Consider the following 16,359-nt stretch of genomic DNA (forward strand, 5'->3'; position numbering starts at 1 on the left):
TGGCAGCACTCACATAGCACAGCAACTATCGCCAATCAACATCTGTCGATGTAGGATACAAAACCAGTGTACTGTGGGGGTGCAAAAAATGTTTGAGGATCGTACAGCAGCCGCCATCCGGTTGGCAGAGCAGCTCAAGGCTTATCAGGGACAAAATCCGCTGATACTGGCAATTCCACGGGGTGCGGTGCCTATGTCCCGCATCATTGCCAATAAACTGGAAGGTGAACTGGATGTTGTGCTGGTCCGCAAGCTGCGCGCACCAGGAAATCCAGAGTTTGCAATTGGCGCTATCGATGAAAATGGACAAGTTTATCTGGCTGACCATGCCGCCCGGAGTGGCGCCACTCGCGAATACATTGCAACCGAAAAAGCTACTCAGCTCGAATTGTTACATGAACGGCGGATGCGTTATACGCCTGTTCGTCCGGCAATTGATCCGCATGACCGAATCGTAATTGTAGTGGATGATGGCTTGGCGACCGGATCCACCATGATTGCAGCATTGCACGCTGTCCGCCTCCAGCAACCGCGTAAACTGATCTGCGCTGTGCCGGTCGCGCCAGCCAAAACACTGGCTGATATTACTCCGTTCGTAGATGAGGTTATCTGCCTGGAAACACCTGCAATATTTTATTCAGTCGGCCAGTTTTATCACTTGTTTCCGCAGATCGATGACGATGAAGTCATCGCTGCACTGGAAGCTTCATCGTAAAAACGCATCGACAAATCTGCCGCCTGTATATCCTTGGTCAAGCTACCGATTGAGATCCGGTCCACACCCGTTTCAGCAATCGCTCGTACAGTATCAAGCGTAACGTTGCCGGAGGCTTCAAGTACAGCAGGCTTGCCCAGGAATTGTCGATTATAGGTAACAGCATCCCGCAGATCAGGCAGATCAAAGTTATCCAGCAGAACCATGCGTGCTCCGGCAGACAGGGCTTGTATGAATTCATTCCGTGTTTCCACTTCAATCTGGATGAATACTCCTGGAGGCGCAATTTCAGCAGCTCTGCGCAAAGCAGCTTCAATACTGCCGGCCGCAATAATGTGATTTTCCTTGATCAGAATCCCGTCATACAACCCGGCACGATGATTGACTCCTCCTCCGCAGCGCACGGCATATTTCTGCGCCAAGCGTAATCCTGGCAAGGTTTTACGAGTATCGACAATCTGTACACCCGTACCTTCAGTTGCATCGACAAACTGCCGAGTACGCGTCGCCACCGCAGAGAGCATCTGCAAAAAATTCAAGGCAGTGCGCTCTGCTGTCAACAAAGCCCGCGCATTGCCATTGAGTACGCACAACACTTGATCACTGCCAACCTGCTGCCCTTCGCTGACACGCCAGTCAATCCTGGCAGCCGGAGATAGTTGATGGAAACTTTCATCAAACCACGGAATGCCACAAATGATAATGGCTTCCCGGGCGATCACCTGTGCACGCAGACATCGATCAGATTGGATCAGAGTAGCTGTCAGATCACCACTGCCAATATCTTCATCCAGCGCTTGTCGAACCTGCTTGCTGATTGCTTCACTTTGCAACATGCTTCACACTCATCTATTTAGAACATCATTCCAGACACCATGTCAGACAGCCTGATCAATCTAATTATTTTCAGTACTGCCACTATTTTAGGGCTAATTATCGTGGGTGCCATAGTCATCTTTTTCATCCGCGATGCCACCCAGAAAAAGCACACCATATTGCGCAATTATCCCATCATCGGGCGATTGCGCTATTTTTTTGAAACGCAGGGAAAGTATTTCCGCCAATATTTCTTTACCGGAGATCGTGATGAAATGCCATTCAATCGCGCTACTCGGAGCTGGATCTATAAAAATGCCAAAAATATGGAAAGTACTGTTGGCTTTGGCTCCTCGTACGATCTGTGCGAACCCGGGGCGCTCATTTTTGTCAATGCCGCTTTTCCCATACTGGAAGAAGATCAGCTGCCCATCCCCGCCCTGTCCATTGGTGAAGGTTACTGCGACCAGCCCTTTCTGGCGCAATCCATCATCAACATCAGCGGTATGAGCTATGGTGCCATTTCCGCACCAGCTGTGCGTGCGCTTTCGCTTGGTGCGGCTAAGGCCGGATGCTGGCTAAGCACAGGCGAAGGGGGATTAGCTCCTTTTCACCTGGAAGGGAAATGCGACATCATCATGCAAATCGGCACAGCCAAATACGGTATCCGGGATGAGCAGGGAAAGTTTTCTGCCACCCGTGCACGGGAAATTGCCCAATCCGTCAAGGCATTTGAAATCAAACTTTCGCAAGGGGCAAAACCAGGTAAAGGCGGCATGCTGCCGGCATGCAAAGTCAGCCCGGAAATTGCCGCTATCCGGGGCATTCCCCCCTGGCAGGATTCTATCAGTCCCAACCGGCATCACGATGTTGGTAATATTGAAGAACTGCTGGATCAAATTGCCTTTATCCGGGAACTGACCGGACGACCAGTTGGCATCAAAACTGCTATTGGTGGCTGGCATTTCATCAATGAGTTGTGCGATGTCATCCTGCGTAGAGGGCTGGAATATGCCCCCGATTTCCTGACAATTGATGGCGGTGAAGGTGGCAGCGGCGCAGCTCCACAGGCGCTGATCGATTATGCCGGGCTGCCGATTACCGAGGCACTGCCGCGGGTGGTCGATGCTCTGATCGAATCCGGCCTGAGACAGCGTATCCGCGTCGTTGCAGCAGGGAAACTGGTTACTTCTGCCAAATGTGCATGGGCATTATGTGCGGGTGCAGATTTCGTCAATACCGCTCGGGGATTCATGTTTTCCCTGGGCTGCATTCAGGCCATGCGCTGTCACCTGAACACCTGCCCGACCGGTATCACTACCAATAACCCGCGCCTGCAACGTGGCCTGGTCGTGGAAGAGAAATATCTGCGAGTGGCCAATTACGCCACCAACGTTAATCACGAAATCAGCATGATTGCCCATTCTTGCGGATTGCGGCATGCCCGTGAACTACGTCGGGAACATATCCGCATCGTGGAAACGGCCGGAAAGAGCATTGCGCTGAACATGCTATATCCTTACCCGGAGATAAGAAATCAACGCTCTCATTAGCACCTTGACAAACAATGTGAAACGATCCACCAATAAGGCAATTAACTGCGCCAAAGAAGCAGCATGCACGGACAGCTGAAACAAACAGCCAAGAATCAAGCAAATGAAACCTTATGATACAGCCAAAGATAAGGCTTCTGAAATCAAAAATAAAATTGATTAAACCTGCCCATCACCAGCTCCACTGCTTCCAGCAGTAGTGGAGCGATTTCTCTCATCTGGATCGGCAGCGAGTCCATCAAGAAACACTCTTAAAATTAAGGAATTACCTCTCCTGGCTAATTATCAAATAGCCACCATTTCAATTCGAATTAAAGGGACGATCCCTTCCGCCTCTCCCCGTAATCACTAGCCAGCCAGCAACCAATACTTCACCAGTTCATCTCCAGTTAAAAAATCAAATCGCGCCACCGGGTTGAAATTTCGCCACCACGCCATATAGTAAGGGCATTCCAATCTTTACTTCACTTCAGGAGATGACATGCGGTTCGACAAATTCACCACCAAGTTTCAGCAGGCTCTCGCCGATGCGCAAAGCATGGCGCTGGGGCAGGATCATCCCTATATTGAACCTCAGCATCTTCTGCTCGCACTGATGCAGCAAGAAGATGGCAGTATTGCCTCGTTGCTGCAACGTGCCGGAGTGAATGTTCAACCATTGCGCCAGGCATTGACACAAAGCCTGAAACTTTTGCCAAAAGTGGAAGGAACAGGCGGGGAGATCAATATTTCTCGTGATCTGGGCAATCTGCTCAACCTGACTGACAAGGAGGCGCAGAAAAGAGGAGATCAGTACATTGCTTCAGAAATGTTTCTGCTGGCTGTACTGGAAGACAAAGGCGAGACCGGACGATTGCTGAAACAATACGGTGTTACACGCGCTGCACTGGAACAGACAATCGATTCTGTACGCGGCGGAGAACAGGTAACCGATGCTGAAGCAGAAGGCAGTCGGGAAGCCCTGAAGAAATATACGCTGGATCTGACTGAACGTGCCCGCTCGGGCAAGCTCGATCCCGTGATCGGACGGGATGACGAAATCCGGCGGACAATTCAGGTATTGCAACGGCGTACCAAGAACAACCCCGTCCTGATTGGTGAGCCGGGCGTCGGTAAAACAGCCATTGTGGAAGGGTTGGCGCAACGTATCGTCAATGGTGAAGTGCCCGAAACACTGAAAAACAAACGAGTGTTATCGCTGGACATGGCAGCACTGCTGGCCGGCGCCAAATATCGTGGCGAGTTTGAAGAGCGATTGAAGACTGTACTGAAAGAGCTGGCGCAAGATGAAGGCCGTACTATCGTGTTCATTGATGAACTGCATACGATGGTCGGTGCTGGTAAGGCAGAAGGCGCGATAGATGCCGGCAACATGCTCAAACCAGCACTGGCACGCGGTGAGCTGCATTGCGTGGGTGCAACCACGCTGGATGAATACCGCAAATACGTTGAAAAGGATGCTGCGTTGGAACGCCGTTTCCAGAAAGTACTGGTGGACGAACCCGGCGTCGAGGCGACGATCGCCATCCTGCGCGGGCTGCAGGAAAAATACGAATTGCATCATGGTGTGGAAATTACTGACCCAGCTATTGTTGCGGCTGCCGAACTCTCCCATCGTTACATTACCGACCGTTTTCTGCCAGACAAGGCAATTGATCTGATCGACGAGGCGGCAGCACGCATTCGCATGGAGCAGGATTCCAAGCCGGAAGTCATGGATAAACTTGATCGGCGCCTTATTCAGCTGAAGATCGAGCGTGAAGCCGTGAAAAAGGAAAAGGATGAGGCCTCGAAAAAACGTCTGGCACTGCTTGAAGAGGAAATCGAAAAACTGGAACGTGAATACGCTGATCTGGACGAAATACTGAAAGCGGAAAAATCCCGCGCGAAAGGTTCACAGGAAATTAAGGAAGAGCTTGAGAAACTGCGTCGGGAAGAAGAAGCCGCACGGCGTAAGGGGGACTTGCAAAAAGCATCAGAGTTACTATACGGTCGTATTCCGCAACTGGAAACACAGCTTGCAGAGCAATTGCACCATGATGAATCAGCCGAGGAGGCCACACAGCCAAAATTATTCCGAACCCAGGTAGGCGCTGAGGAAATCGCTGAGGTTGTTTCGCGTGCAACCGGTATCCCGGTTTCCAAAATGATGCAGGGCGAGCGCGAAAAACTGTTGTTCATGGAAGATAAATTGCATGAACGGGTCATTGGTCAGGATGAGGCTGTCCGGCTGGTTTCTGACGCAATCCGGCGCTCTCGTTCCGGGTTGTCCGACCCCAACCGACCCTATGGATCTTTCTTGTTCCTGGGACCGACTGGAGTAGGTAAAACCGAGTTGTGCAAGGCACTGGCAGGATTCCTGTTTGATTCCGAGGAACATCTCATCCGGGTGGATATGTCTGAATTCATGGAGAAGCATTCAGTCGCGCGCCTGATTGGCGCGCCGCCAGGCTATGTTGGCTATGAAGAAGGCGGTTATCTGACTGAACAGATACGACGTAAGCCTTATTCCGTCATTCTGCTCGATGAAGTAGAAAAAGCACATCCGGACGTGTTTAATGTGTTACTGCAGGTGCTGGACGACGGTCGGATGACGGATGGCCAGGGACGCACCGTAGACTTCAAAAACACGGTCATCGTCATGACTTCCAACTTAGGTTCACAGATGATCCAGCAGATGAGCGGCGATGATTACCAAGCCATCAAGCAAGCAGTAATGGGAGAGGTTAAAACCTATTTCCGACCAGAGTTTATTAACCGTATTGATGAGGTGGTTGTTTTCCATTCACTGGATGAAGCGCACATCAAGTCAATTGCCAAAATTCAGTTGAGTAATCTGGGAGCCCGATTGGCGCAAATGGAGATGAAACTGGTGGTTTCAGAATCAGCTCTGGCAAAACTGGCTGAGGCTGGTTTTGATCCGATATTTGGTGCTCGGCCTCTGAAACGTGCCATTCAGTCTCAGATCGAAAATCCGCTGTCCAGAGAATTGCTGGAGGGTCATTTCTCTGCTGGAGATACTATCCTGGTTAAATATGGTGACGGTAGTATGCAGTTCTCGAAACAGCATTAAGCCTGGCTTATGGCCAATCGCTGAAATTGAATGAAAGCAGATTGTTTCGGGTAGAATAATGATTATTATTTTTTATATAGATAAAGTGCCATGTTCAGAGGTAGTCATGTAGCGATCGTCACTCCCATGTTGGAAGACGGGGCATTGGATCTGGATAGATTCTGTGCCTTGATCGACTTTCATATCGAACAGGGAACGGATGGCATTGTCGTAGTCGGTACCACAGGGGAGTCTCCCACCGTAGATTTTGATGAGCACGATCTGCTGATTCGAACAGCTGTTTCCTATGCGGCCGGACGCATTCCGATCATCGCCGGCACTGGTGCCAATTCGACCCGGGAAGCAATCGAGCTCACCGTGTTTTCGAAGAATGCCGGCGCAGATGCCTGCCTGTCCGTCGCACCCTACTATAACAAGCCGACTCAGGAAGGGTTGTACCAGCATTTCAAGGCAATCGCCGAAGCAGTAGATATTCCGATGATCTTATATAACGTACCGGGGCGGACTGTAGCAGATATCAGTAATGAAACCACATTACGGCTGGCGCAGATTCCCGGTATCGTTGGTATCAAGGATGCCACTGGCAACATTGCACGCGGATGTGATTTGGTGCAGCGTGTACCAGATAATTTTGCTGTTTACAGTGGTGATGATGCCACAGCACTGGCGCTGCTGTTGCTCGGTGGACACGGCATTATTTCGGTTACCGCCAACGTCGCCCCGCGATTGATGCACGAAATGTGTACTGCTGCTCTGTCCGGCGATCTGGCCCAGGCACGGGCAATCAATGCCCGATTATTCAAGCTGCATATCGATTTGTTTGTCGAGGCCAATCCCATCCCGGTCAAATGGGCGGTGGCAAAAATGGGATTGATCAACGAAAACATACGTCTGCCATTGACGGCTTTATCCAGCCAGCATCACGAACTGATCAGAAAAGCGATGCTGCAGGCTGGTATCACGGTTTAAAGGTTTACCATGCTTAAGAAGCGTCCGAGCAGACGTCTGAGAAAATTTCTGATTGCAAATATTACGCTGGCGATCCTCGTTTCGGGCTGCAACCTGCTACCCGAAAATAAAAAGATTGATTACAAGTCGGCAGGGAAACTTCCTCCACTTGAAGTCCCGCCTGATCTGACCAGTCCCGAAACCAACGAACGATTTGCCATTCCGGATGTTGATGCGTCCGGCAGCGCTACATTCTCGACTTACAACAGCACCCGGAGCGGACTATTAAGGGAGCGGGCAAATTTACCCGTACTCTCTGCCACTGCGCTGCAGAACGGAATTCATATCGAACGCTCCGGTACTCAGCGCTGGCTGGTTGTGCCACGCGAACCCGCCGCAGTATGGCCGGTTATCAAAGAATTCTGGCAAGATATGGGATTTCTGCTCAAGGTGGAAGCACCCGATCTGGGAATCATGGAAACTGACTGGGCAGAAAACCGTGCCAAAATACCCCAGGATATTATCCGAAGTGCACTATCAACTTTCCTTGACAGCCTTTATTCCACCGCTGAACGTGACAAGTTTCGTACCCGCCTGGAGCAGGATCAATCCGGCGCAACCGAAATTTTTATCAGTCACCGGGGCATGATTGAAGTGCTGGCAGATCGCAATACTAATCGCACTATCTGGCAGCCACGCAAATCAGATCCCGAACTGGAAGCAGAAATGCTGAACCGTCTGATGCAACGTTTCGGTGTGGATGAAGAACGTGCAACGGCTGAAATTGCTGCAAGTGGTGCAGCTGAAGAACGGGCGTTCCTGGATAAAACCCGGAAAGGTATATTGATTATAAGGGAACCGTTTGACCGCGCGTGGCGGCGAGTTGGCCTTGAGCTTGATCGGATCGGCTTTACGGTGGAAGATCGGGATCGTTCGAGCGGGATTTACTTTGTCCGCTATATCAGCCCCGGTGAGGAAATCCACAAAGCGGATAAGGGGAAAGGCTTACTTTCCAAACTGGCTTTCTGGTCCAATGACACTGATAAAGATTCTACAGCGGAGAAATATCAGATCAAGATAAGTGAAGTCAGTTTAAATAGTGAAGTTAGTGTACTTAACACGGATGGAATCGCTGAAGAATCAGAAACAGCTAAACGTATTCTTAATTTGTTATACGAACAACTTAAGTAAAGTAAATAGAGCGACAGTATTACCCAGCTGATCGCGCTGCTCATCCTATACGAATGGACAGCAAGCATAACAAGTAGGTATATATTTATTACCCCATACTTGGTTGGCTTGACTACGATTGGTGCAGTATATCTCTTTATTCTCCACGAATTTAATCCCCCGTCTCGTGGAGAATAAAATGCTTACATAGCGAATATCTGAAAATACCATGATACTTATAGGGGTTTTTTCACTGCAATTTTTCCATGGTGAAGTTTGTATCTGTACAAAAAAACCGCCTAAAAGGCGGTTTTTTTGTACAGATACATTTTTTAGCTTAGTGCGCTTCCGGGATACCAGTATCACCTTCTTTCAAACACTTGCCATTTGCGTCAACCCCATGTTCGCAGTCTATTTTTTGGCCGGATATGATTTTTTCATAGTTCTCTCTTTCCGACTCTTGAACAGCCTGATGAGGACGTCCGCATGCTACCAGCAGAACTGCGGTAGCGATAACAGCTGCGTAAGCAAATTTCATTATTAAAGTTCCTTTAAAAAATTTCATAAACCTTGCTGCGAACGGCAGTATATAACAAAAATATCTCTCAGCTCAAGCAGTAGAATAAAACTGTTATTGCTTGAGTTGAATGGGTTAAAAGCATCCGCTTCTTACGCATCCCATAGAGGGGATGCCTATTGAAACATCACTCCTACAAACAAAACAGGGTATGTCAGCGATACATTGGGTTATTGCCGCGAGAAATCATGTAATCGAAATCCTAATATCCATAGACACGCAAAATAGCTGATGCCACCCTGCACTACCATTAGCCCCAGTTTCGCCACTCGCTCAGTTGCTGTAAGCACAAACCACTCGGTATTACTCCCGGCTGTCAGCCATAACCCCACACTCATCACGATCAAGGCAATCAGAATTTTGAGTATAAATAATCCCCATCCAGGTAAAGGCTGATAAATGCCGTAGGAACGCAATTTGGAATAAAGTACGCCCGCATTAAGACATGCACCCAAGCCAATCGCCAGCGCGAGCCCGGCATGTTTTAGTGGAATAATGAACGCAAGATTCATGAGCTGTGTAGCAACAAGCGTCAAAATCGCGATCTTGACTGGAGTTCTGATATTCTGCCGGGCATAAAAACCTGGCGCCAACACTTTTACCAATATCAATCCGAGCAAACCAATGCTGTAGGCGATCAGCGCTTCCCGGGTCATCCAGACATCCTCCATGGAGAAGGCACCATAGTAAAACAATGTCGTTATAAGGGGTATGGCAAGCAACGCCAGTGCTACAGCGGCTGGCAGCGTTAATAAAAAAGTTAGACGCAGCCCCCAGTCCAGCAGACGGGAAAATTCCTCCGAGCTATTCTCCGTATAGTGACGTGATAATGAAGGCAAAATAACGGTACCCAATGCCACACCCAGCATGCCTGCCGGAAACTCCATCAGCCGATCAGCATAGTACAGCCATGAAACACTCCCGGTTATCAGCAATGATGCAAAAATGGTATTGATTAACAGGCTGATTTGCCCAATGGAAACACCAAATACTGCCGGCCCCATAAGTTTAAGCACACGCCATGCCCCGCTGTTACGAAACCTGAAACGCAATCGTGGCATTCTTTTCAAGCGCAGCAGAAAGGGTATCTGAAAAGCCAGCTGCAAAATACCACCGATGAATACCGCCCAGGCCAGTGCCAGCACAGGAGGATCCATCAGCGGCGCAAGCCACAATGCACAACCGATAAAGGAAAGATTCAGCAAAACCGGCGTCAAAGCGGGCACAGAAAAATGGCTGTAGGTATTCAGGATACCGCCTGCCAATGCCACCAGCGAAATAAACAAAATATAAGGAAAGGTAACCCGAAGCAGTTCGACTGTCAGTGCAAATTTATCCGGCACTGCTGCAAATCCCGGGGCGCTGATATAAATGATCAGCGGTGCCGCCAGAATACCCAGCAATGTCACTACAAACAATGCCGCGCCGAGCAAAGTGGCTACGTGATCAATGAGTTCACGGGTCTGTTCATTGGTGCGGTTATTCTTGTACTCCGCCAGAACAGGGACAAATGCCTGGGAGAAAGCGCCTTCCGCAAACAAGCGCCTGAGCAGATTTGGAATGCGAAAAGCTACGAAGAAAGCATCAGTCGCTATCCCTGCGCCAAATATCCTTGCAATGATCAGATCTCGTACAAAACCGAGGATACGCGAAACCAATGTCATACCACTGACAGTGGCAAGTGCTTTAAGCAGGTTCAATTGTCAGAATGTTTCCAGGATTGGTAGTGCTAGAGAATCTGAGTTTCGGAAATGATTCCAGGTGGCCAGGCAAGATTAACTTTAGCCGATTATCCCGGATTTTATGCGGAGGTACCAGAAATTTACTGACACCGTGAATGAAGGATCGTTAGAGAAGCTCTGCTATTTTTTCAGGACTGATCTTGAAGTAAAGCACCTGGCTCCATTCAGGGAAACCAAGTGCTGACTATTTGTGGAAAATCAATGAAACCGGATCAGAAAACGCTGTAAAAAGATATCAGACCGCACACGCTTCTCTGATCTCAACTTCCTGAGCCTCTTTGGCCTTCTGCGCAGCTGCTCGCTTAGTTTTACCAGCACGTGAAGGAACATGACAAAGCCCGCATACATGGTTGGATTGAATATCCAGGCTGTGAACCAGGAAATTCCCGGTACATTTAACGCAGGATGTAACAGAAAGCACCTTACTCTCCACAAAACGCACCAATGTCCATGCGCGTGTGAAACTCAATATACACTGCAGGTGGTTAACCTCGATATGTTCCAGATACAGCTGATAGCTCTTGATAATGGCATCAATGTCCCGAACATTCGTGTACTGGGTAATGTAATTGTAAATATTGATGAATAATGATGAATGCATGTTAGGCTGCCAACCTGTAAACCAGTCCTCGGAATAGGGAAGCATACCTTTGGGAGGAGAAACACCTTTAACTTCCTTATACAGCTTCACAAGTCGTTCGCGACTGAGTGTGGTAGATACTTCGAGCACTTGCAGCCTTGCACCCAGCCGGACCAATTCAGTGGCAAGCTGAATCTGTTTACCTTCGGATAAAATACTTTTCACTTTCATGATTACTTCCTCCTCTATACGGGTGCTCAGGAAATTTTTTCAGCAGGTTGCCCTGCCATGAGTATTGCAGCGTGGGATTGTGTCAGTGCGCGATCCTGTTTATGACTTGTAAGTATTTCTGCAATCAGGCTGTCATCAAAACGGAACCGGCACAACAGCATGTTGGATCCAGCCATTTTCAATAACTGGCTGTTAGTCAGCTTGATCAGAATATCCGCTATATCCTCGTCAATACCTAAACGGTACATTGCAGCAACCCTGTCTTCACGCAGCATTTGTTGAGCCAGCAGCAAATAACTGAGATTGACTTCCCTGATTTCGTCTAAAATCTGATTTGTCCCCATTTTTACTGCTCCTTCTAATATACAAATTAAACCGGGTTGTTCTCAAAAATGATGTAAGCATTTTTAACCAGGGAGCAAATTGGGGAAAGCGGGCTGTTACCATATCAACCGTAGGAATTCGGCTTGAAAATTTGTAGGAATTTTTCCTACAAACCAGGGGTAGTAAATTTCAGGCGCTTGTTACGAGGGATGATGCTCAGTCTGCCTCATCTGCTGCAGACCACTTGTCATGCCAGAAACGGCGATTAAGCTTTCTCCAGGTATCAACTTTTATAGTGCCCCGGACAAAACGCAACAATACCGCTCCATCATGATCACTGCGCTGTAGCTGGCTGTCTTGCGCCTGATAGCGCTCTATTATTTCCGGATGCGGGTGCCCGAACCGGCTTCGGTAACCCACTGCAAAAATAGCATAGCCAGGATCAACTTGTCGTACAAAAGCTTCTGAAGATGAAGATCGGCTGCCATGATGCGGCACAATCAACACGCTGGAAGCAAGCGAAGTACCAGCATATTGCAGTAGACTCGCCTCAGTTTTCTGGCCAATATCTCCCGGCAACAATACACTGCCATGTGGCGTTGTTACTTTGAGTACACAACTCGATTCATTGGTCTTGCGTTTCTGTAGCAAAAACTCCGGTTCCAGCGGATGCAAGATTTCGAAATGTACTCCGTCCCACCACCACGAATCTCCTGCAAGACAATAGCGATTATCAGGAACAGCTTGCCGTATCGGATGATCAGCCGCAATTGATGCCAGCAACGTTCCGGTTTTTACGCTCGTCAATATCGACAATGCCCCGCCACTGTGATCCGAATCCGCGTGGGAAACGATCATCCTATCCAGCGTCTGAATACCCTCTCCACGCAGGAATGGCAAAATCACATACTTCCCGCTATCACTGTCACCATATTTTGGCCCGGTATCGTAAAGTAGAGTATGGTTGCGAGTACGTAACACTACAGATAACCCCTGCCCCACATCCAGCACAGTTAGCCAGAGCTCTCCCGCAGCTGGTTTTTCAGGAAAAACTAGAAATAATGGCAATCCTGCCAGTATACCCAGCCATCTTGCAGGAAAACCAGCTGATACGCCCAGCCCTGGCCCGCCCGGCAGCAGTAGCCATTTCACCCCGATGGTCGCTGCAATCACCGCCCATAAAGGCGGTGCATGCTGTTGCCAGGTGGCTAGAGGAAGCTCCCCCAGCCACTGCAACACAGCCATCGTAATTTGCAGAAAGGGATATGCAACCAGCAGCAGAAATTCCAGCCCGGGAATGGTAGCCAGTAATGCCAGCGGCACGATGACAAGGGTAATCACCGGTATCGCCACCGCATTGGCAACGGGTGATATCAATGAAATCTGCTGAAACAGGATCAGCAGTAGCGGAAATAAACCAAGCGTAATCGCCCACTGTATGCGCACCCAGCCAGTTACTGCACTTGATCGACCAATCCGGCCGGATACTACCAGGCAAATTAACGCCACTGCTGCAAACGACAACCAGAAACCTGGTGCAATGACCGACCACGGATCAAGTACCACAACCAGCAATAACACCCACCCCAACACAGGCAGTGTACGCACGCGCTGGTTACCCCAGAACGCCACCACGATGATGATCATCATGAATAACGCACGCTTCACGGGCACAGCAAAACCAGCCAGTAATGCATAACCGATGGCAACGATCAACCCGCACATCAGCGCAAACTTGCGGGCAGGCAACCACAATGCAAGACCAACACGACGCCATACCCAATAAGCCAGCAAAAACACCAGCCCGGCCACCAGCGTAATATGCGAACCGGAAATTGCCATGAGATGACTGGTGCCGGTTCGGGTAAAAATCTCCCACTGCTCCGACGGAATAGCACGTTGATCACCCACCACCAGCGCGATCAGCACCCCTGCATACGGATATTCGGCCAGATAATGCTGAAAATGACTACGAATTCCATCACGTTTACGCTCAAAGAAGTAGTGCGGATCACTGTTCCATGCTTCAAGCCGCTCGTTATCCTGCCCTGCTCGCACATAACCTGTTGCGCGCACGTTACGCTCAAGCAATCTGGCTTCATAATCCAGCACATGCGGGTTGGCGCTGCCATGCGGACGCTTTAACCGGACGGTTAACCGCCAACGCTCTCCTGCTGTGATATGCGGTAAAGCAACCCCCTTACGCCTGTTATCCCGATACCAGGAAAGCTGAATACGGGCAGGTACTACCGCATCCGGTGTCAGCACTTGCTCCACATCAAACCGGAAGCGCATGCTGTACCGGGCAAACTGCGGCATGTCCGGAACAACACCGGTAACCACAATATCTTTTCCTTCCCATTCATGCGACAGACTGTCCGCCAGCCTCATCTGCGCCGATAACGCTGTCCAGAAAAAACCGGCACCCAGCATAACAACAAACAATAGAAACCTGCTTACCAACACGGAAAAACGAAATTGGAGTCGGGAAAGAATTAAAGCTGCCAGCACTATCGGAATCAGCCCAATCGCCCAATAAATTTCGGGCAAAACCGGCTGCTGCAACAACCAAACGGCCCCGAACACAAATGCAAGACTGTAAATTCCGATCAACACTGATTTGATACCAGAGAATGACCATCCGGGAAAACCCGGTTAGCCAGATACCCCTAATGAATAAAAGTGAAAGTATTGGTGATGTTAACGTCAGGTATCGCCATTATCTTCTATTTTTTTCGTCGTTACCTGCTGGAGAAGGGGTAATCCCCCCACAAAATAATCGGATTTAAAAGTAGAATTTTCTCCAATCAAATTAGAGGAAGTTTTACATGAAGGATCCCGCTTTACCGACAGTCAGATCATCGCCGTTCTTAAACAAGCCGAGGTTGGCACGCCAGTCTCAGAACCTGTTCAAGATCTCGATCAAGGGATGCAGTGCAAGGCAAAATTGAACGAGAAAGCGGAGCATACTTGAAGTATGTGAGCATTTTGAGTTCAATTTCAACGCCGTAATGTGCCCTTCAGTGAGATATTGAACAGGTTCTCAGAACTCTGCCGAGAACACGGCATCAGCTCTGCCACCTTTTACAAATGGCGCGCCAAGTTTGGCGGCATGGATGCATCGCTCATGGCTCGCATGAAAGAGCTGGAAGACGAGAACCGGCGCTTGAAGAAGATGTACGCCGAAGAGAAGCTCAAGGCTGAAATCATCGCCGAGGCCATGCAAAAAAAGTGGTAGCGCCATCTCAACGCAAAGAGATGGCGCAATGGGCAGTGTAACAAAAATCGGCCAATGTGCGCGTGGTCTGCGAAGCGTTTAGCATCAGCCAGACTTGCTACCGTTACCAGGCTAGGCTGTCATCCGAGAACAGCGAAATCGCGGACTGGTTGATACGTTTGACGAACAACCAACGCAACTGGGGCTTTGGCTTGTGTTTCCTTTATCTGCGCAATGTGAAGGGCTACGGCTGGAATCACAAGCGCGTCTACCGTATTTATCGCGAGCTGGAGCTCAATTTGCGCATCAAACCCAAAAAGCGTTTAGCAAGAGAAAAACCGGAGCCCCTCACGGTGCCTGAGGCAGTCAACGCTGTCTGGTCAATGGATTTCATGCATGATCAGCTATCCGACGGCCGTTCGATCCGGCTGTTCAATGTGATCGATGACTTCAATCGCGAAGGATTGTGTATTGATGTCGACTTCTCGCTGCCGGCAGAACGCGTGATTCGGTCGCTAGACCAAGTGATTGAATGGCGCGGTGCACCCAAGGTGATTCGGTGTGATAACGGCCCCGAGTACATCAGCACCACCACCATGGCATGGGCGAACAGGCGTGGCATCAAGCTTGAATTTATCCAACCGGGCAGCCCGCAACAAAACGCTTATGTCGAGCGTTATAACCGCACAGTGCGCTACGATTGGCTGGCGCACTACATGTTTGATTCGATCGATGAAGTCCAGGATTTCGCCACACAGTGGCTGTGGACTTATAATCACAAACGGCCAAACACTGCCATCGGAGGCATCACCCCGAAACAGAAATTGGTCTTGGCCGCTTAGCTCTACTTTTAACCCCGGTTAAAAACGGGGGGATTACCGATCGTGGCGAAGGTCCAACGGCAATTGCCCGGCGCTTTGAGGTGAGTCGCATGCGGGTGTATCAGGTACGCAAGCGATGGAAAGAAGAGGGCCAGCGCCATAGCTTGCCGATGGGAGGTTATCGGCGATCCCGCATTGCGCACAAGGAAGCACAGATTCGGCAATGGATAGAAGCCACGCCGGATCTAACGCTTGTCGAGCTCAGTGAACGGTTGGCTGCAGAAGGCATTCAGATCAAGGTGCCGGCGCTATGGCATCAACTGAACAAATGGGGGTTGAGTTTTAAAAAAAACCCTGCACGCCAGCGAGCAATCGCGCACAGACGTACGTCAGGCACGAACTGAGTGGGCCCGCGAGCAGCAGCATTGGGATTGCCGTCACCTGGTCTTCCTGGATGAGACGGCAACGGCCACCAACATGACGCGACAGCGGGGTCGCGCGCCGGCCCGCCCGCCCCGCGGGCACTGCGTGCCCCACGGCCCCTCGAAGTGCACCCCCTTCCTTGCGGGACTGCGTCCCGCATCGCCCACCC

12 protein-coding genes and 1 pseudogene are annotated in these 16,359 nt (G+C 49.8%); 7 read left to right on the top strand and 6 right to left on the bottom strand.

The window, feature by feature from the left end; all coding sequences use genetic code 11:
- Positions 1-88: 88 nt before the first annotated feature.
- Entirely contained in the window at positions 89-715 is a 627-nt protein-coding gene (locus ABF86_RS08695) for a phosphoribosyltransferase family protein (protein ID WP_074684861.1), read from the top strand.
- Here ABF86_RS08695 and nadC read toward each other — a convergent pair.
- The gene (nadC, locus tag ABF86_RS08700) at positions 655-1,551 is read right to left on the bottom strand and encodes a carboxylating nicotinate-nucleotide diphosphorylase (protein WP_074684862.1); all 897 of its coding nucleotides are present in this window, start codon (positions 1,549-1,551) and stop codon (positions 655-657) included. The genes ABF86_RS08695 and nadC overlap by 61 nt on opposite strands.
- Before the next feature lie 39 nt (positions 1,552-1,590).
- On the opposite strand from nadC, the gene ABF86_RS08705 reads away from it, so the two are divergent.
- The 4 genes from ABF86_RS08705 to bamC all read left to right on the top strand — a co-directional run bounded on the left by ABF86_RS08705 (position 1,591) and on the right by bamC (position 8,296).
- Complete coding sequence (locus ABF86_RS08705) at positions 1,591-3,084, top strand: FMN-binding glutamate synthase family protein (RefSeq protein WP_011633832.1); 1,494 nt, start codon at positions 1,591-1,593, stop codon at positions 3,082-3,084.
- Between the two features lie 481 nt (positions 3,085-3,565).
- Positions 3,566-6,157 carry an ATP-dependent chaperone ClpB gene (clpB, locus tag ABF86_RS08710; protein WP_074456237.1) on the top strand — a complete coding sequence of 864 codons (2,592 nt, stop codon included), beginning with the start codon at positions 3,566-3,568 and terminating at the stop codon, positions 6,155-6,157.
- 90 nt (positions 6,158-6,247) lie between these two features.
- Complete coding sequence (gene dapA / locus ABF86_RS08715) at positions 6,248-7,126, top strand: 4-hydroxy-tetrahydrodipicolinate synthase (RefSeq protein WP_074684863.1); 879 nt, start codon at positions 6,248-6,250, stop codon at positions 7,124-7,126.
- Positions 7,127-7,135: 9 nt separating this feature from the next.
- Complete coding sequence (bamC, locus tag ABF86_RS08720; protein ID WP_074684864.1) at positions 7,136-8,296, top strand: outer membrane protein assembly factor BamC; 1,161 nt, start codon at positions 7,136-7,138, stop codon at positions 8,294-8,296.
- Positions 8,297-8,612: 316 nt separating this feature from the next.
- On the opposite strand, the gene ABF86_RS08725 is transcribed toward bamC, so the two are convergent.
- The 5 genes from ABF86_RS08725 to ABF86_RS08745 form a co-directional block, all read right to left on the bottom strand.
- Complete coding sequence (locus ABF86_RS08725) at positions 8,613-8,813, bottom strand: hypothetical protein (protein WP_041353438.1); 201 nt, start codon at positions 8,811-8,813, stop codon at positions 8,613-8,615.
- Positions 8,814-9,022: 209 nt separating this feature from the next.
- Positions 9,023-10,552: a murein biosynthesis integral membrane protein MurJ gene (gene murJ, locus ABF86_RS08730; protein ID WP_160803536.1), complete on the bottom strand. Its 1,530-nt coding sequence runs from the start codon at positions 10,550-10,552 to the stop codon at positions 9,023-9,025.
- Between the two features lie 277 nt (positions 10,553-10,829).
- Entirely contained in the window at positions 10,830-11,405 is a 576-nt protein-coding gene (gene flhC / locus ABF86_RS08735; RefSeq protein ID WP_011633827.1) for a flagellar transcriptional regulator FlhC, read from the bottom strand.
- 26 nt (positions 11,406-11,431) lie between these two features.
- Complete coding sequence (gene flhD / locus ABF86_RS08740; RefSeq protein ID WP_011633826.1) at positions 11,432-11,749, bottom strand: flagellar transcriptional regulator FlhD; 318 nt, start codon at positions 11,747-11,749, stop codon at positions 11,432-11,434.
- A gap of 196 nt (positions 11,750-11,945) precedes the next feature.
- On the bottom strand, positions 11,946-14,345 hold the full coding sequence (locus ABF86_RS08745; RefSeq protein WP_160803537.1) for a DNA internalization-related competence protein ComEC/Rec2: 2,400 nt from the start codon (positions 14,343-14,345) through the stop codon (positions 11,946-11,948).
- Between the two features lie 430 nt (positions 14,346-14,775).
- Here ABF86_RS08745 and ABF86_RS08750 point away from each other — a divergent pair.
- Positions 14,776-15,788, top strand: a pseudogene (locus tag ABF86_RS08750) (IS3 family transposase); the annotation flags it as partial.
- Between the two features lie 32 nt (positions 15,789-15,820).
- A complete protein-coding gene (locus tag ABF86_RS08755; RefSeq protein ID WP_160803539.1) occupies positions 15,821-16,171 on the top strand; it encodes a helix-turn-helix domain-containing protein in 351 nt (116 codons plus the stop codon).
- Positions 16,172-16,359: the final 188 nt, after the last annotated feature.

Source organism: Nitrosomonas sp. GH22, from assembly GCF_009833115.1.
Lineage (GTDB): Bacteria > Pseudomonadota > Gammaproteobacteria > Burkholderiales > Nitrosomonadaceae > Nitrosomonas > Nitrosomonas eutropha.